Here is a 16,217-nt window from a genome sequence, read left to right as displayed (position 1 = left end):
CTACGTCGAGCACCGACACGCAGAACATCTGTCTATGCCGCTGATCGAGTGTTGTGACGTCCTCACATGCCGATGACACCTCGATGTGCCGTGTCCGGCTCATGTCAGGGCTGTGTCAGGTGACCCGGCAACCATCGTCGGCATGGATGACACACACAGGCCCCCGGTCTCCGCCGCGACCCGTCGACCAAACGGAACAGTCGAGCGGCTCCTGGCCGACCGGCACTCGCTGCCCCTGTCCATCGCTCTGCACCTGGTCCCCGGCGCCCTGATCGTGGCGGTCTACCTGCTGTTCGCCGAACCGTTCGTCCTGGCCATCGGATCTCCGGTGTTTCTGGGCTGGGCGATCGCCCTGTGCCTGGTCCTCGGACCGCTGATGGCGGCCCTGTACTGGCTGGGACGCAAGCGCAACGGACGGTTCTCGTTGCGCGGCGTGCTGCACTACACCGACAAGCCGTTGCCGAGGAGAAAGCTCGTCGCGACAGCCATCCCCATGTTCCTGTGGATGATGGTGCTGTCGACCGCCCTCACACCCCTGGACAGCTTCGTCTTCGACCATTTCTTCACCTGGCTCCCCTTCGCCGACGCGGGCGGCAGCGCCACCACGTACCTCCGAGGGAACAGTCACTCGGCCATGCTCACCACGCTGGCGATATGCCTGCCGCTGACCGGGATCTCGCTGCCGCTGATCGAGGAGATCTACTTCCGCGGGTTCCTCATGCCCCGCATCGCCCACCTGGGCAGAGGGGCGCCGGTGCTCAGCACGGTCTTGTTCTCGCTGTACCACTTCTGGGCGCCGTGGACGTTCCTGTCGAAGCTGGTCTTCTTCTTCCCGGGTCCCTGGTTCGTGTGGAAGAAGAAGGACATCCGGCTGTCGATCGGGATGCACGTCGGGTCGACCTCGATCTCGATGGCCGGCGGCATCATCGCGCTGGCGTTGAACGTCGTGTAATCCCCGCCGACGGAGGCAGCTCCCTGGTCGTTCATCGGCCTCGTCCTGCCGGCCGTGCTTTCCGCGGTCATGGCGACGGCTGCCCTCAAAGGCAGAGCGGAGTCCCTGCTCGCCCAGCTGATGACCCGTCGAACCCAAATGACACGCGCCGACGTGAGGTGACAGCTCGTCGGCCTGCTCTCTCACGCCGACGAGCAGGCAGCCCGCTATTCGAGGTGCGTAAACTCGGCCCGTGCACGGGACCTGGGCGGGTGTGCGGAGACGAGTCGAGGCTCTGGCAGGTCGACCTGGCGCAGTCGAGGTGTTCGGCGCGTCAGGCCACGGCTTCACATTGGCCGCGCCCCTGACACGGGAGCAGCTCGTTGACTGGGAAACACGAGCCGGCGCGACCCTGCCCACCCCGTACCGGAGTTTTCTGACCGAGGTCGCCGGCGAGGCCCGCTCCGGACGCAGGTTAGCGGCGCAGTTCGGCAGGTTGGTCAAGCAGCACCACACCCGGCATCAAGCTGGAGCGCCAGCCCGTCCGGTCGGCGATTCAACGCCTCGCGCCGCCGTACGCGGATCAATCAGATCACCACGAGAAGTGGCGGCCGTGACCAGCACCAATTTGCAGCAGTCGAACATGAGTTCTACATTCGGCTGAGTGTCGGGCAGGCAGGGGAAGTGCCTGCCCGACACCGCACACAGGGAGCACGTCATGGTCACGAAGTACGAGCGCGAGTTGCAGCGCGCCGAGGTCGCGAAGCGCATGAGGGAACATGCGGACGCCGTGCACGCCGTCGCCTCGCGGGTGCCGTTCTGGCGGCTCGACGACACCGGCGACGAGATCATGATCCGCGACCTCGACGGCCCACCGGTGGCCACGTTCCACGGCATTCACGCCGCGGAAACGGCCCGCTGGTTCGAGCTGATCGGCCGCCGCACCGCCGGCGTGGCGCTCGTCGACCTGATCCGCGCCTCCGCCGGCACTGCCGAGCACGCCCCTGGTCGAGAAGCTGCGCTGCAACTGCTCCACGAGATGAAGCTCGAAGCCAAGCCCAGCCGCTACCGCCGACGCTGAGACCGCCCACGGACACCCCGACCTCACCAACGCGACCACCTATATCGTCGCCGACCAGCCCAACGCCGACGACCGCCGGCACGTCCTGCCCGACATGACCGTGATTTACGAGCGCAGACCGGGCGAGTTCGAGGAAGCTCGCGTGCTCACCGCCAGCACCCTTCGAGACCGCCCCACATGGACAGAAAAGACTTCCGAAGCGGCGGATGGCGCGGCCGGCGTTGTTGACGAGTATGTCGACCGCGGAGTGGTCGGCGAGTACCTGTTTGACCAGCGCGTCGACCGCCAGGATGCCCCTGGTGCGCACGCCCATGATCGAGGTCGTGTCCAACCTCTACCGGGGCATGCCCTCGATGAGCCTCACCGACGCCGCCGACATGGTGGTTCGCGCGCTGGTGGAACGGCCCGAGGTGATCAACCGGCCAGCCGGGGTCGCGTTGGAGCTGCTCCGGCTTGTGGTGCAGCGGTCCAGCCGGCGAGGCGCGAACTTGGCGTACCGGATGATGACTGAAACCGCCCCGGAGGCCCGGAGCCGGCTACAACCTCCACTCGCGACTATCGCCCGTACGGAGTGGCGCCCCGCTGTAGCACCGCAATCGATCGCACCGCCGTCCTCCGTGTCGTGCTGCCCCCTTTCGCATGCCGGTCCGGCAGGTCTCGTGACCGCGACACCGGAGTGACCCAGCTGGCCGTGGAATTCCTCGAAGGCATCGCACAGTCGTAGCTGAACGACTCAGGAAATGTCCCGTGCCTGGTCGATCAGCTCAAGCAGGGCCGTAGGCCGTGAGGAACACCTCCGCCGCTCGGTCGGCGATCCTCGTCAACTCACCGTCGTCCGGGCGGGCCTCGGTGCCGGCGAACATCAGCTGGTTCATCGGCTTGTACATGACGAGGCCGGCGAAGTGGTACGCGGTGAGGGTCGGGTCGGCGAGCTCGCGCAGCAGACCGCGGTCGGCCATCCGGGACAGCGCCTCACCGAGCAGCACCAGCGAGCGCTGGAAGCCGTGCTCGAACCACGCGCCGGAGATGGCGGGGAACCGGTCGGCCTCGGCGAGGACGAGCCGGCGGAGCTGGATCACCTCGGGTTCGCAGATGTCGGCGGCGAACCGGCGCGCGAGATCGCGCAGCGCGGTCGCGGCGTCCGTCGCCTCGTCCAGCGCTCCGTAGAGCGTGGCGAGGCGAGCGCCGAGCTGCGCGTTGCTGCCGAGGATGACTTCTGCGAACAGGTGCTCCTTGTCGGCGAACTGCCTGTAGACCGTCTGCTTGGAGACCCGTGCCCGCGCCGCCACCTCGTCCATGCTCGCGCCCAGGTAGCCGTGCTGTAGGAACACCCCCGCCGCTTCGGCGAGGATCGCGCGTCGCTTGCGGGCCGTGCGGCCCTCTCCCAGGCTCGTCTCGAGTTCGCTGTCGATCCCGGCGCCCGGTGCCTGTTGATCCATGGTCCTCCTCCCGGCTGCCCATAGCGTACTAGACAGTCTCGTTCTCGTGTGAGTACTGTACGGTCTCGTTCCGATCGAACCTGCGAACACGGAGAAGAGCCATGGGAACGGTGCAAAGCAAGGACGGCACGACAATCCACTTCGAGGTCCGGGGCAGCGGCCAGCCGGTGATCCTCGTGGACGGCGCTACGGCCTACCCGGCGGTCAGCCCCGATACCGTCTCGCTTGCCGAGGCGTTGAGCGAGACCTTCCGCGTGTACACCTACGATCGGCGCGGCCGGGGACGCAGCACCGACACGCTGCCCTACGCCGTCGAGCGCGAGATCGACGACCTCGCCGCGATCATCGCGGAGGCCGGCGGAACCGCAGTGCTCTTCGGCTGGTCCTCCGGCTCGATCCTGTGCATGGACGCTGTCGCGGCCGGGCTGCCGGTCACCCACCTCGTCGCGTTCGAGCCGCCGTTCGTGGTCGACGACGCCCGCTCGCCCCTGCCGACCGACTACGTCGAGCGGCTGGAGGCGGCCTGCGCCGCCGGGCGGCCAGGCGACGCGGTCGAGTTGTTCATGACCGCAGCGGTCGGCATGCCTCCCGAGTTCGTGGCCGACATGCGCCAGAGCGAGTACTGGCCCGTCCTGGAGGCGGTCGCGCCGACCATCGCCTACGACGGGCGGGTCGTGTGCGATGTGATGCAAGGCAAGCCGCTGCCGACCGACCGGTGGGTGGGGATCGCCGTGCCCACCATGGTCGTGCACGGCAATGACACGTTCCCGTTCCTGATCACGGGTGCGCGGGCGGCCGCGGAAGTGCTGCCGAAGGCGACGCTGCAGGTGGTGCCGGGGCAGAACCACACGGCCGCTGCCGACGTGCTCGCCCCGGCGATCCGGCAGTTCGTCCAGGACCACTGAACAGTAGCAACGAGGGAGGGAGTCGGGATGGGGAAGATCGTCGTCACGGAGTTCGTCTCGCTGGATGGGGTCGTCGAGGCCCCGGCCGGTGAGGGCTTCGTCCACAAGGACTGGACGTTCGCCTTCGACCGGGGGGACGACGGTGAGCGCTTCAAGGTCGAGGAGGCGCTGGGCGCCGACGCGCTGCTGATTGGGCGTCGCACCTACGAGTCGTTCGCCGGGGCTTGGCCGCACGTCGACGACGAGCTGGGCGACAAGTACAACAGCATGCCCAAGTACGTCGTGTCGAGCACGCTCACGGATCCGGCGTGGAACAACACCACGGTGCTGACGGGTGACGTGATCGCCGAAGTCACGACGCTCAAGGAGCGGTTCGACGGCGAGATCCAGGTGCCGGGCAGCATCCAGCTCGTCCAGGACCTGGTGGAGCACGACCTGGTCGATGAGCTGCACCTCATGATGTTCCCCGTCGTCCTCGGCACCGGGCGGCGGCTGATCGAACGGACCAGCGACATGTCGCGCTGGCGGCTCATCGACGCGCTCACGGTGGGCGAGGGGATCATGGTCACGACGTTCGAGCGGGCCCGCTAGATGTATGAGGCCGTGACGTTGGTGACGCCGGTGTGCGGCCAGGGCGGCGGTGCGGTGGGCTTCGCTGGTCCAGAGTGGGCGTAGAGGAATTCTTCGGCCAGGATCCGGTTGTAGCGCTCCACTTTCCCGTTGTGGCGTGGGGTGTAGGGCGTGATCCGCTGATGCCGGGCCCCGCGCAGGACGGTGGCGAAGTCGTTCGCGCGGTAGCAGGAGCCGTTGAGTTCCTAACGGATGTCAAGCAGCGTGGGTGTCCGTAGGCTGGGTGGTGGACGGGCCGTTCGTCGGAGCGCTGTGCGACTCCTTGTGTCGTCGGTCCGTCCGTTTTTGCTGCTGGGTGGCGCGTCGAGCGGCGCGGAGTTCGGCGGGGACGGTGTAGCGGTCGGTGATGAGGCGACGAGCCTCGGCGAGAGAGATCGGTGTGTTGTCGAGGTCGGTGAGCTTGTAGGTCTCGCCTCGTCTCCAGCAGGCAGCGATGCGGGTGAGCAGGGTCGTGGCGATGTGGCATAGCGCGGAGTTGTGGTGCTTGCCGGACACAGTCATCAGTCGGTGATACTTCGCGGCGAGAGTGGGATCGATGCGGCGGGCGTGTTGCGCGGCCAGGAACAATGCTTCGCGCAGGCAAGCGTCACCGGACTTGGTGGGGCACCATCACCACGGTGGCGCCCTGGCGGCGAAACCATGCCGCCAGCGGCACCCACGCATTGCGCGTCGGCTCCATGATGACCGTGACCGCGGCCGGTTCAACGCCGACCGGAAGCATGGCCCACAACCGATGCAGGTCCTCCACCGTTGTGCGGAACTTCCGGCCCGACCACGCGAACCGGCCACGCTCATCGGTGAGACTGGCTTGATGTGCGGCCCGGCAGGCCACGTCGATTCCCAACCACACACGCACCGTCTGAAGCTCCTGTCTGCTCGCGGACATCACCACCGGCACCGCCATCGGTTGCGGGGACGCCGTACCAGACATTCGCTAACAGGGATCCACACTGAAGTCGGTGGTCACCGGGTTCCTAACAGGACGCGTCACCCGGCGATGGCCCCGCTTGCCCCACGATCAACAGGCAAGAGGCCGCAACCCCACTCGGTCAACAAGCGGTGGCAAGCGGGCGCCGGAACCCCGGATTCTCGCCCAGCCGGCCACGCCAAGCGAGCACCCCAAGGCCATCACCAAGCTTGAATGTCGGTGACCAGGCGGTGGATGTGGGTGATGCCGTGGGCGGCGAAGAACGCGCGGGCCCGGTGGACGAACCCGATCGCTGTGCGGGCTTTCTCGTCCGGGAGGGCTTCGGTGTAGGCCAGGCGGGAGTAGCCGTCGACGGCGGAGTGCAGGTAGGTGTAGCGGGCCCGCTGGCCTCGGGTTTTGCCGCGGGCAACCTGTTTGTCCTGGTCGCTGCCTTTGCCGTGGATTCGCCAGCCGCCGCCGTCGGGGATCTGGCCGGTTTTCTTCACGTCGAGGTGGACCATGTGCCCGGGCCAGCGGGCGATGATCCGGCGTGGTTCGCGGTTGTTCTGGCCGGTCGGGTCGAGGAACCGGCGCCGGTTCAGCCCGAGGTGGAGCAGGTGGCGGCCGACGGTGCGCACGGAGATGGTGATGCCGTCGGCGGCCAGTTCGGTGGCGATGCGGCGCGCGGAGTACTTCCGGTCGCGGCGTAGCTGCTCGATCCGGAGCATCACCTGCGCGGCGGTGGCGGTGGGCTGGTGGCGCGGGACGCTGGGCTGGTCGAGCAGGCCGGTCTCGCCATAGCGGCGCCAGCGGTTGACCCATTTGGAGGCGCATTGGCGGGAGATGCCCATCTCGGCGGCGACGTGGGCGATCGGGCGGATCTGGCAGCGCGCGACGAGCCAGCGGCGGCCCTCGACAGACAGCGGGGCATTACGGTGGTGCATGGACGGGTCTTTCTCTCGGCGGGACGAGTTGGTCGCACTTCTCATCCTGCCGCCGAAAGACCCGTCCCCCTGTCTCAGGCCCTCGCCCGCGTCACCAACGTCACGACCCGCAACACCAGCAGAAGGCCTTCGTACTACGGCGGAAGGGTGGCGGGCCACCGGACCTGGCGCCCGCGATGGTGCGTGAGATCGAGACCGCCGGCCGGGTGATCGGCGAGTACAAGGTGCTGCGCGGTCCGGCACCGGCCGACTTGCCCGCCCTGCGCGCACTCGGCTACCGGACGGAAGGGCTCGCCAACGTCGAGGCGGCCCGGGTCACCCGGGAGGCCGAGCTCGCGGCGACGCTGGCGGACGGGCGGGCGAACCGTGATCGACTGGACGACATCGTGCACGCGCATTACCTCTACGGGGAACTCGGGTCTCGGCTCGCCGATGCCCTTCGGCCGTTCGGCCTCGACGTCGAAGGCTTCTTCGCCAAGGGCAAGAATTGGATGTGCGCGCTGCTGGACAGCATCCCGAGTGCCGCGATCACCATCACCCTGTCGAACAAGGGCTTCCGGAACGCCTACAAGAAGTGGACCGGCAATGACATCCGCGACGCCGACGCCGTGTCGGCTGCAATCCCGTAGCGGGCATAGAGCTCATCCGCGTCCTCGAGCCGCAACAGGCGCCGTGCCGGCGCCGAGGTAGGGCAAGCTCGCAGGCTTCTCCTTCGGCACGTCCGCGTCGAGCAAGGTGTGGATCGCCGCCGACGGCAGGCTGTTCACCACGATCTGGTGTTCGGCCACCAGCTCCGCCCAGGCGCGCGGCTCGAACCGGCCCAGCAGCGACGCCTTGCGCCCCTGCGTGACGGCCATCAGCAGGCCGAACACCGACCCGATGTGCGCCAGCGGGTGGTGCACCCCGACGACCCTGCCCAGCTTCACCAGCGAGCCGACGTCGATCCCGGCGTACTCCTGCGCCTCGACGACCGTCCCACCAGCGGCATCAACGCCACGCTACCGGTATCGATCTCCGAAGGCGGCGCCAGACTGCCCTCTATCAACGGACGTGCACACCACCACCCCCGCGGGTCCACTCCGTGCATACCCCGATACTCACAGTCACGTGTTGACGGTCGCGATGTTAGCGTTCACACTGCCGTGACGTCATTGAGACGAGGTGATCGATCCCGTCGGGGTCGCCCTCACGTGCAGGTCGATGCCGTTCGAGTTGGCCGACGAAGGTGAACAGGACAGTGATGACAGGTAGGTCTATCCGGCGGCTTGCGTTGGCGGCCGTGATGGCAATGGCAGCGACGGTGGGATTTGTCGTGCAGCAGTCGCAGGCGAACGCGGTGCCCGCGCCCGCCGCGTCCGTGCCCGCCGTGTACGCGGGCACGCTCATCCAGCAGCGCGCCGACTCACAGATCATGAAGCACACCGACGGGTACTACTACTTCACCGGCACGGTGCCGGAATACGATCGGATCGTGCTGCGTCGGGCGAAGACCCTGACCGGTCTCGCGTCCGCACCCGAGACGGTGATCTGGCGGCACCACGCAACCGGTGAGATGGCCAACCACATCTGGGCGCCGGAACTGCACTTCATCAACGGCAAGTGGTACGTGTACTTCGCGGCCGGACGCTCCTCGGACTCCTGGGACATCCGGATGTACGTCCTGGAGGGTGCCGGCGCCAACCCGCTCACCACGACCTGGACCGAGAAGGGCGCCATCCACACCGGGATCGCCGACGAGAAGTTCGCCCTGGACGCCTCGACGTTCGTCGACGAGTACGACGCGAAGAAGACCCGCTACCTGATCTGGACGCAGCGGCCGCCGGCGGAGGTCGCCAACCCGACCAACACGAGCATCTACATCGCGAAGATGGGCGCGCATCCGTGGGAGATCACCGGCACTCCGGTGCTGATTTCCGCTCCCACCTACGACTGGGAGATCCAGCGGTACCGCGTGAACGAGGGGCCGACGGTGTTGCAACGCAACGGCCGGACCTTCCTCACTTATTCGGCCAGCGCCACCGACACGCGCTACTGCCTCGGCATGCTGACCGCCGGGAAGGGAGCTGACCTGCTCGATCCGAAGTCCTGGGCAAAAAGCCCAGACCCGGTCTTCAAGTCCGACGCCGCCACCGGCCAGTACGGTCCCGGGCACAACTCGTTCGTGGTCGCCGAGGACGGCAAGACAGACATTCTCGTGTACCACGACCGGGATTACTCATTCAAGGACGAGGATCGAAGCGCCCTCGACGACGTGAACCGGCGCACCCGCATCCAACCGTTTACCTGGAACGCCGACGGCACGCCGAACTTCGGCGTACCGGTGGCTGATCCGGCGCCGGTCAAGCTGCGGATGCACGCCTCGCCGGAGTTGTCCGTGCGGCACTACGAGTACCGGGCCCGGCTCGACACCGCTGTCAGCCCGGCGGAGGACGGCCAGTTCCGGCTTGTGCCCGGATTGGCGGAGGGTGGGACGGTATCGCTCGAATCCGCCAACTTCCCGCACTACTACCTGCGTGACGACAACGGGGAGGCGTGGGTCCGCGACGCCACGTCGCACGAGGATTTCGTCACCGGGGCGAGCTTCTTCCTGCGGCGGGGACTGTCCGGCAGCGGCGTCTCGTTCGAGGCGATCGGCTACCCGGCGAGCCGGTACCTGCACCGCGGACCCGACAACCTGCTCTACTTCGACAAGGTCACTTCGGCGGCGGACAAGGCGCAGGCCACCTTCGACTTCGACCCGGCACCGGCCGCCCTGCCTGCCGGCAACCCGGCTCCCCGGTTGCCCTGATCGGCGGCGTCGGGATCTACGTGAGGTTGTCCCCGAAGACCGGACACCGGATTTCATGCCACGAGGGTGAGATCTTGACGATAGCCGCCACGGACTTCGTGTGGGGTGCGGTAGCTGAGTGTCGAATGTAGACGGTCGTGGTTGTAGTAGCCCAGGTAGGCGAAAACGCCCCGCCGGGCGTCGTCGCGGGTGGCCCACACGGTGGTGCCGATCTCGGTCTTGAGGGTGGCGAAGAACGACTCCGCGACCGCGTTGTCGAAGCAGGCGAGACCAGGGGCTTCACATGCTGTTCTAGCGTGCCGCGCTGCCGTTGTCACATCAGACCCTCGCCTTCGTCTCCGGCCTCATCCGCACCTAGTGTCGCGCGTCTGATGTTCGTTGGCGTGTGGCGTGGGGCAGGATCTGATCGGCGGTTTTGGTCCAGGTGAACGGGTGGTAGCGGGTGTTCCAGCCGTTGATGAAGTTGCTGATCGTGGTGATGAGTTGTTTGACGTTGTCGAAGGATCCGCGGCGGATGGCCTGGCGGGTGATGATGCCGAAGAAGACTTCCACCAGGTTGAGCCAGGAGCCTGAGGTGGGGGTGAAGTGCAGCGTGATCCTCGGGTTCCTGGCCAGCCAGGCGTTGACCTCGGCGTGTTTGTGGGTGTGGTAATTGTCCAGCACGACGTGCAGTTCGCGGCGGGGGTAGGCCTTGGCCACTTTCTTGAGGAAGTCGAGGAACTCGGCTTTGCCGTGCCGGTCGTAGCACTGGTCGGTGACTTTGCCGGTGGCGATCTCCAGTGCCGCGAACAAGGTGGTGGTGCCGTTGCGTTGGTAGTCAGGTAGAGCCCGACCACGTCGCGGACCTTGGCTTCCAGTTCCGGGTCGGTGGAGAACTTGAATGTCTCCTGCCGCCACGGCGACGAGACCACCGGGGCCGAACTGTCCCAGCTCGGCTTCGTCACCGAGGTGAGCAATCGGTACCCCGCGGCCACCTGGGCCTCCCCCGCGGCTGGCACCCGGCGCGGCACCGCAGGACGAGACCTACGACGGCGGTTACCACACGGTCAACGCGCACTACGCGAACCTGGCCGCCGCCGCGGCCGCGCACCCCGATCTCGCCACGGTCGTCAACTACGGTCAGTCGTGGCTGAAGCAGCAGGGGCGCGGCGGCTACGAGCTGAAGGCCATCTGCATCACGAAGAAGGCCGGCGGCGACTGCGCGCTGAACCCGAACTCGGCCAAACCGCGGTTCCTCCTGCAGGCGCAGATCCACGCGCGGGAGATCGCCACGGGCGCGCTCGCCTACAAGTACATCAACTACCTCGTCAGCGGTTACGGCACCGACAGCACGGTGACGAACCTGTTGAACACCACCGAAATCTGGGTCGTCCCGATCGTCAACCCGGACGGCGTCAACATCGTCCAGCAGGGTGGCAACAACCCGGTGCTGCACCGGAAGAACGCCGACTTCACCAGTGCGGACCTCGCGCGCTGCGGCGATTCGGCGGGCAGCCAGCCGGGCGTCGACAACAACCGGAACTTCGGCTACCACTGGCAGAGCAACAACAGCAAGTGCGACCAGACGACGTCCACGTCCACCGGTTCCGCCGATTCGGAGCCGGAGAACAAGGCGCTGGAACAACTCTGGCCCCAGCTCTTCGGTGACCACCGCGCGGACGGCGCGTCCGACAAGCCCGACGCGACCGCTCGCGGCACGGCCCTGATGCTGCACAGCTACGCCGGCATCATCATCCTGCCGTGGGAGTACTCGAACACCGTCCACACTCCCAGCGACACCCAGTTCCGCGCGATGGGCAAGGCGATGTCGGCGTTCTCCGGCTACCCGTACGGCCAGGCCGGTGACCTCCTCTACAACGCTGCCGGCGGCTCGGACGACTACGCCTACGGCAAGCTCGGCATCGCGTCGTTCACCATCGAACTCGAGGGCCCCGGCGCGTGCGACGGCTTCACGCCGAGTTACTCGTGCGTGAACAGCACCTTCTGGCCGTACATGGTCAAGACGTTCAACTACCTCGCGGGCAAGGCTCCTTCGCCGTACAAGTGAGGGGTGTTCCCCTGGTCGCCGGGGTCCGGCCGGCGGGGTATCCGACCTCGTCGGGACAGCCGCAGGCCGAGGACCGCCCCCGCGGCCAGCGCGGCCAGGACGTAGGCGTTGCCGAGCAGCGCCTGCGGCAGGTTCCAGGTCAGTTCCCGGTGTGCTCCTTCGGGGACCCACGTGAGGGTCCGGCCGGTGAAGACGGCCGCCACACCGGCCAGCGCGGCCCGGCGGCCGGCCAGGCAGGCGGCCAGGGGGACCGCCCAGATCCAATGGTGCGTCCAGGAAAGCGGGCTGATCAGCAACGCGCACCCGGCCGAAACCAGGAGCGCAGCCCGTGCGTCGCCGCGCCGGTGGAAGTCGCGGACCAGCACTGCGGCCACCGCCAGGATCAGGGCCGTGCCCGCCGCGTACCAGCCGATCGACGGCATACCGGACCGGGCGAGCAGCCCGTGCAGGGACTGGTCCAGCACCCAGTCGATCGAGCCGGCGTTGTGGTTGTCCACCACGGCTGACGTCCAGTACCTCAGCGAGTCGCGGGGCAGCACCACCGCTCCGAGTGCCGACGCACCGCAGAACACGGCCAGCGCACGCACGCCGTCGGCGCGCCGCCCGGTCAGGAACAGGTGCGGGACGAAGATCAGCGGCGTCAGCTTCACCGCGGCCGCCAGCCCCACCAGCACGCCGCCCCACCGCGGCCGCCGCGCCGGCAGCACGTCCGTCACCACGAGCGCCATCAGCACCGCGTTGATCTGCCCGAGCGACAGCAGCCGCCAGACCGGCTCCAGGACGGGCAGCAGGCAGAGCACGACCGGAGGCAGGCTGCCGGCGAAGCGGTGGACCACGGCCATGAGGGCCGGCACCGAACCCATCGCCACGAACAGCCAGGCGATCTGCGGTGGGACCACCGCCAGCAGCACGAACAGCAGCGCCGCGAACGGCGGATAGGTGAACGGCAGTGCGGCCCGATCCGGTGGGGCGAGCGCGAGCAACGGGTCGTACAGCGGTTCGCCGTGCAGCAGAGCCAGGCCGCCTGCCCGGTACACCGCGCTGTCGGTGCCGAGGGGCAGTCCACGCGAGAGGTGGTGGATCGTGATCGCGATGAGTCCCGCGGCGATTCCACCGAACAGGACAGCGAGGCCGACTTTTCCTTTGCGCACACGGACAAGCTAGGAACGATCGAGGCCCGCGTCGTCGGCCTGCGGAGCCGTCTTGGACCGCTACCCCGGTAGCATCGGGCCGCGGGGTACCGCCGGGGTATCACTCACCCGGCACGACCAGCCCGGCCTCGTACGCCAGCACCACCGCCTGCGCGCGGTCGCGCAGGCGCAGTTTGCCCAGCACGCGGCTGACGTGCGTCTTGGCCGTCTGCTCGGCGATCACCAGCCGGGCGGCGATGTCCGCATTGGACAGACCACGGGCGATGAGCCGCAGCACCTCGTTCTCCCGCGCGGTCAGTTCCCGCAGCCGGGCCGTGTCCTGGGTGCGCGGCAGCTGCGCGGCGAACCCTTCGATGACGCGGCGGGTGACGGCGGGCGCGAACAGCGCGTTTCCGGCGGCCACCATCCGCACCGCGACGACGAGGTCGTCCAGCGGCGAGTCCTTGAGCAGGAAGCCGCTGGCTCCCGCGCCGAGCGCGCCGTAGACGTACTCGTCCGCGTCGAACGTGGTCAGTACCAGCACTCGCGGCCGGCCGTCCGGCGCGCCGGCGAGGATCTGCCGGGTCGCGGCCAGCCCGTCCAGCTCCGGCATCCGGATGTCCATCAGCACCAGGTCCGGACGCAGCTCCCGGCAGGCGGTGACGGCCTCGGCTCCGGTGCGCGCTTCACCGGTCACCCGGATGTCCGGCTGGGCGTCGAGCACCGCGCGGAAGCTCTGGCGCACCATCGTCTGGTCATCGGCGATCACGACCGTGAGGGTCATCAGGTCTCCTTGCCGAGCGGAACGGTGAACGCCACCGTGAAGCCACCTTCGGGACGCGCACCGGCGGTCAACCTACCGCCGAGCGCCGCCGCGCGTTCGCGCATCCCGATCAGGCCGTGCTTCGCGCGCCCGGGCGCCTCGCCCGGGAACGCCGAGGGCGCGCCGGAGTCGCGCACCAAGATCGTTAGCTCGCCGGGCGTGACCTCGACCGCCACGGTGACGGCCGCTCCGGGCGCGTGCCGGACGGCGTTGCTGAGCGCCTCCTGCACGACCCGGTACGCCGACAGCGACACCCCGGCGGGCAGGCTCTCGAGCTCGCCGGTCAGGTCCAGCCGGATGTCGGTGCCCGCCGCTCGGACGCGCTCCACCAGCGACGCGATGCGTTCGGCACCCGGTTGCGGCTCGGTCTCCGGTAGCCCGGGGGCGGCACGCAGCGCGCCGAGCAGGCGGCGCATCTCGGTCATCCCGTCCCGCGCGGTGTCCTGAATGGACCGGAACTCCTCGCGCAGGTCGTCGGTCAGCTCCGGGAACCGGTAACGCGCCGAGTCGGCGCGCACGGCGAGCATCGACATGTGGTGGGCGACCACGTCGTGGAGCTCGCGCGCGATCCGGGTGCGTTCTTCCAGTACGGCCTGGTGCGCGGCGACGGTCGCGAGGTCGTGTTCGGTGCCGCGCAGCCGGGCGACGAGGTGCCCGAACACGAGGGGCACCGCGAGCAGGACCGCGATGGGGACGAGTTCGTCGCGCACGTTCGCGGTCGGCGCGCTGAGCGCGACCGAAACCAGCCAGACACCTCCCAGCACTCTCACCTGGCTCACGCGCCCGACCGCGGCCAGCACCGGCACCGCGGCCAGTGCGAAGCCGGGTGTCCAGGGCCAGCCGAAGCGCGCGTGGTGTCCGTAGAGGAGGTCCGCCGATGCCACCAGAACGATCAACAGCCGCCAGGCCCACAGCGGATCCAGGACCGTCAGCGCGACCGCGGCCGCGGTCAGCGCCGCGGTCACCCAGAGCGTCCCCGTCCCGGCTCGAGCGCCGGGGACCACGGCGAGGCCGCCGGCCACCACCGCGACCAGGGCGAGCAAGACCAGCCCGGCGGCCCGCGGCCGGGCAGGCGGCCGCGAACCACGGACCAGTGTTCGCAACACCACGTCCGCCACGGCCTTCGACGTCACCCGCACGGTCCCCACCTTCGCGACGCTACCGGCAGCGCCGCGGCGGTCGGCGAGCCCGCCCCCGTGGTGCCGAGCAGGTGCGGGATCTGCGCGAGCCGGTCGCCGCGGTCGGTGATGCCCTGGCCACTTATGACGGCGGCCAGGATGGTCCGCTGCCGCCAGCTAACAATGCCACCTTCCAGGGCTTCACGGCTGACCTCCGTCTCCGGCTGCGACCGGAGCGCTGCCTCGAACGAGGATTCAGCGCAGGTGTGCTGGTCGAGGGCCTTCTCGACGACCCGTCGCGACCCAAGCGCCCTCCTGCAGCGCGGTCAAGTAGGCACCCGGATTGGCTACGAGCATGCGTTGTACGCCCCGCGCTGAACCCGTCTGGCGATCATTCGGCGACAGCGGTCTGCGCCAATCACGCTGAAAGCAGCCCTCCGGGGAGCAGACCGAGCCCGCGACCTGCGGTGGTGCGTCTTTTGCCTGGTCAAGCCAGGTATTGCACTTCCCTGACACGGAAGAGGTCACTGGTTCAATCCCAGTATCGCGCACCACATGTTTTCGCAGGTCAGAAGCCCTGTCCCTCCCCGGAGGGGCGGGGCTTCTACTCGTCAGTCGGCGACGATCCGGCGATGGGGCCCGATCGCCCGCCGGGGCCGCAGGTGCGGGAACCAGGACACTAGTTTCGCCCGCTCACCCGGATACAGGGACGCCAGCGACCGCAGCCAGCGCTCTTCCAGGACGTCCAGGATCTGGTTCACCATCGCCGGCTTCACCATCGCCGGCGTCACGTGGTCGTAGACGCGGGCGATGCCCTTCATCTTCTGACCCAGCCGCGCCCGGCGCGCGACCTCCGGGATTCCGTCTTCGGTCAGCCACGTGCTGTGGGTGTGCCGGCCTTCGTGGAACGTGAAGGTCGGCAGGATCGGCGGGCGCCGCTCCCCCGCCCCGGCGTCGTCGAGCTCGACACCGTCCCACGCCGGCCGCCAGAACCGGATCCGGAAGTTCGACCGCCGCCACGGATGCCCCTCCGGCGTACACAGCACGAACGGCTCCCGATGGCTGTCCATCAGCTCCTCATAGAGCACCGCAATGCCCGGCGGCAACGCCACGAACCTCGTACCCGCAGGCGTTTTCGTCCGGCTCTTCTTGGGCCGTGAGTTCCCGCGCCGTGTCGGCGGCCTCTGACGATTTTCTGCGTGATGATCATCACTCTTCCGACCTCCTTTGTAGACCTGCCCACCCACCTCATTCAGCGGCGTCCGGATCTCGATCCCCCGCCGCTCGGAGTCGTACTCGTGCCGCTGCTGCCCGACAAGTTCACCCCATCGGGCGCCGGTATAGAAATCCATCAGGCACAGCACGAATCCCGACTTGCCCTAGTGTCCTGCGCCTGAAATTCGTTGGCAATATCGTGCGAGCGAGTCGATGATCTCCTCAGCAGTCTTGCGCCACACGAACGGCCGGGGGTTGT

At 68.2% G+C, this 16,217-nt stretch carries 18 protein-coding genes and 3 pseudogenes; 9 read left to right on the top strand and 12 right to left on the bottom strand.

Going from position 1 to position 16,217, the window contains the following annotated elements; translation table 11 throughout:
* Positions 1-142 precede the first annotated feature (142 nt).
* The 3 genes from ACFVYA_RS41490 (at position 143) to ACFVYA_RS41480 (ending at position 2,692) form a co-directional block, all read left to right on the top strand.
* Complete coding sequence (locus tag ACFVYA_RS41490) at positions 143-952, top strand: CPBP family intramembrane glutamic endopeptidase (RefSeq protein WP_387053007.1); 810 nt, start codon at positions 143-145, stop codon at positions 950-952.
* Positions 953-1,649: 697 nt separating this feature from the next.
* Positions 1,650-2,012 carry a hypothetical protein gene (locus tag ACFVYA_RS41485; RefSeq protein ID WP_387053005.1) on the top strand — a complete coding sequence of 121 codons (363 nt, stop codon included), beginning with the start codon at positions 1,650-1,652 and terminating at the stop codon, positions 2,010-2,012.
* A gap of 299 nt (positions 2,013-2,311) precedes the next feature.
* Complete coding sequence (locus ACFVYA_RS41480) at positions 2,312-2,692, top strand: hypothetical protein (RefSeq protein ID WP_387053003.1); 381 nt, start codon at positions 2,312-2,314, stop codon at positions 2,690-2,692.
* Between the two features lie 84 nt (positions 2,693-2,776).
* On the opposite strand, the gene ACFVYA_RS41475 is transcribed toward ACFVYA_RS41480, so the two are convergent.
* The gene (locus ACFVYA_RS41475; protein ID WP_387053001.1) at positions 2,777-3,451 is read right to left on the bottom strand and encodes a TetR/AcrR family transcriptional regulator; all 675 of its coding nucleotides are present in this window, start codon (positions 3,449-3,451) and stop codon (positions 2,777-2,779) included.
* Between the two features lie 101 nt (positions 3,452-3,552).
* On the opposite strand from ACFVYA_RS41475, the gene ACFVYA_RS41470 reads away from it, so the two are divergent.
* Positions 3,553-4,356: an alpha/beta fold hydrolase gene (locus ACFVYA_RS41470; protein ID WP_387052999.1), complete on the top strand. Its 804-nt coding sequence runs from the start codon at positions 3,553-3,555 to the stop codon at positions 4,354-4,356.
* Between the two features lie 27 nt (positions 4,357-4,383).
* The gene (locus ACFVYA_RS41465) at positions 4,384-4,947 is read left to right on the top strand and encodes a dihydrofolate reductase family protein (RefSeq protein WP_387052997.1); all 564 of its coding nucleotides are present in this window, start codon (positions 4,384-4,386) and stop codon (positions 4,945-4,947) included.
* Here the strand turns inward: ACFVYA_RS41465 and ACFVYA_RS41460 are convergent.
* The 4 genes and pseudogenes from ACFVYA_RS41460 to ACFVYA_RS41445 form a co-directional block, all read right to left on the bottom strand.
* A pseudogene (locus tag ACFVYA_RS41460) lies at positions 4,944-5,165 on the bottom strand (integrase core domain-containing protein); the annotation flags it as partial. The gene ACFVYA_RS41465 and the pseudogene ACFVYA_RS41460 overlap by 4 nt on opposite strands.
* A gap of 16 nt (positions 5,166-5,181) precedes the next feature.
* Positions 5,182-5,487, bottom strand: coding sequence for a hypothetical protein (locus ACFVYA_RS41455; protein WP_387052995.1), 306 nt, complete (start codon positions 5,485-5,487; stop codon positions 5,182-5,184).
* Positions 5,488-5,572: 85 nt separating this feature from the next.
* Entirely contained in the window at positions 5,573-5,890 is a 318-nt protein-coding gene (locus tag ACFVYA_RS41450) for a transposase (protein ID WP_387052993.1), read from the bottom strand.
* 239 nt (positions 5,891-6,129) lie between these two features.
* Positions 6,130-6,837 (bottom strand): annotated as a pseudogene (locus ACFVYA_RS41445) (helix-turn-helix domain-containing protein); the annotation flags it as partial.
* 176 nt (positions 6,838-7,013) lie between these two features.
* Between ACFVYA_RS41445 and ACFVYA_RS41440 the strand changes: the two are divergent.
* Positions 7,014-7,466 carry a hypothetical protein gene (locus ACFVYA_RS41440; RefSeq protein ID WP_387052991.1) on the top strand — a complete coding sequence of 151 codons (453 nt, stop codon included), beginning with the start codon at positions 7,014-7,016 and terminating at the stop codon, positions 7,464-7,466.
* A 12-nt stretch (positions 7,467-7,478) separates the two neighbouring features.
* On the opposite strand, the gene ACFVYA_RS41435 is transcribed toward ACFVYA_RS41440, so the two are convergent.
* A complete protein-coding gene (locus ACFVYA_RS41435; RefSeq protein WP_387052989.1) occupies positions 7,479-7,763 on the bottom strand; it encodes a hypothetical protein in 285 nt (94 codons plus the stop codon).
* Between the two features lie 386 nt (positions 7,764-8,149).
* Between ACFVYA_RS41435 and ACFVYA_RS41430 the strand changes: the two genes are divergently transcribed.
* Positions 8,150-9,625, top strand: coding sequence for a family 43 glycosylhydrolase (locus tag ACFVYA_RS41430; RefSeq protein ID WP_387052987.1), 1,476 nt, complete (start codon positions 8,150-8,152; stop codon positions 9,623-9,625).
* A 53-nt stretch (positions 9,626-9,678) separates the two neighbouring features.
* Here ACFVYA_RS41430 and ACFVYA_RS41425 read toward each other — a convergent pair whose 3' ends face one another.
* Together ACFVYA_RS41425 and ACFVYA_RS41420 are read right to left on the bottom strand one after the other, a co-directional pair.
* Positions 9,679-9,942 carry an integrase core domain-containing protein gene (locus ACFVYA_RS41425; protein ID WP_387052985.1) on the bottom strand — a complete coding sequence of 88 codons (264 nt, stop codon included), beginning with the start codon at positions 9,940-9,942 and terminating at the stop codon, positions 9,679-9,681.
* 37 nt (positions 9,943-9,979) lie between these two features.
* Positions 9,980-10,524, bottom strand: a pseudogene (locus ACFVYA_RS41420) (IS630 family transposase); the annotation flags it as partial.
* A gap of 56 nt (positions 10,525-10,580) precedes the next feature.
* Between ACFVYA_RS41420 and ACFVYA_RS41415 the strand changes: the two are divergent.
* The gene (locus ACFVYA_RS41415) at positions 10,581-11,672 is read left to right on the top strand and encodes a M14 family zinc carboxypeptidase (protein WP_387053027.1); all 1,092 of its coding nucleotides are present in this window, start codon (positions 10,581-10,583) and stop codon (positions 11,670-11,672) included.
* On the opposite strand, the gene ACFVYA_RS41410 is transcribed toward ACFVYA_RS41415, so the two are convergent.
* The 4 genes from ACFVYA_RS41410 to ACFVYA_RS41395 all read right to left on the bottom strand — a co-directional run bounded on the left by ACFVYA_RS41410 (position 11,636) and on the right by ACFVYA_RS41395 (position 15,813).
* Complete coding sequence (locus ACFVYA_RS41410) at positions 11,636-12,823, bottom strand: glycosyltransferase 87 family protein (RefSeq protein ID WP_387052983.1); 1,188 nt, start codon at positions 12,821-12,823, stop codon at positions 11,636-11,638. The genes ACFVYA_RS41415 and ACFVYA_RS41410 overlap by 37 nt on opposite strands.
* A gap of 100 nt (positions 12,824-12,923) precedes the next feature.
* Positions 12,924-13,586 carry a response regulator gene (locus tag ACFVYA_RS41405; RefSeq protein WP_387052981.1) on the bottom strand — a complete coding sequence of 221 codons (663 nt, stop codon included), beginning with the start codon at positions 13,584-13,586 and terminating at the stop codon, positions 12,924-12,926.
* Positions 13,586-14,773, bottom strand: coding sequence for a sensor histidine kinase (locus tag ACFVYA_RS41400; RefSeq protein ID WP_387052979.1), 1,188 nt, complete (start codon positions 14,771-14,773; stop codon positions 13,586-13,588). Before ACFVYA_RS41400 ends, ACFVYA_RS41405 begins: the two co-directional genes overlap by 1 nt.
* 581 nt (positions 14,774-15,354) lie before the next feature.
* The gene (locus ACFVYA_RS41395; protein WP_387052977.1) at positions 15,355-15,813 is read right to left on the bottom strand and encodes a hypothetical protein; all 459 of its coding nucleotides are present in this window, start codon (positions 15,811-15,813) and stop codon (positions 15,355-15,357) included.
* Between the two features lie 129 nt (positions 15,814-15,942).
* Here ACFVYA_RS41395 and ACFVYA_RS41390 point away from each other — a divergent pair, with 129 nt between their 5' ends.
* On the top strand, positions 15,943-16,140 hold the full coding sequence (locus ACFVYA_RS41390; protein ID WP_387052975.1) for a hypothetical protein: 198 nt from the start codon (positions 15,943-15,945) through the stop codon (positions 16,138-16,140).
* The last annotated feature ends 77 nt before the right edge of the window (positions 16,141-16,217 follow it).

Source organism: Amycolatopsis sp. NPDC058278, assembly GCF_042881395.1.
GTDB lineage: Bacteria > Actinomycetota > Actinomycetes > Mycobacteriales > Pseudonocardiaceae > Amycolatopsis.
The sequence above is the reverse complement of the archived record's forward strand: the minus strand, read 5'-3'. Positions and strand labels throughout refer to the sequence as shown.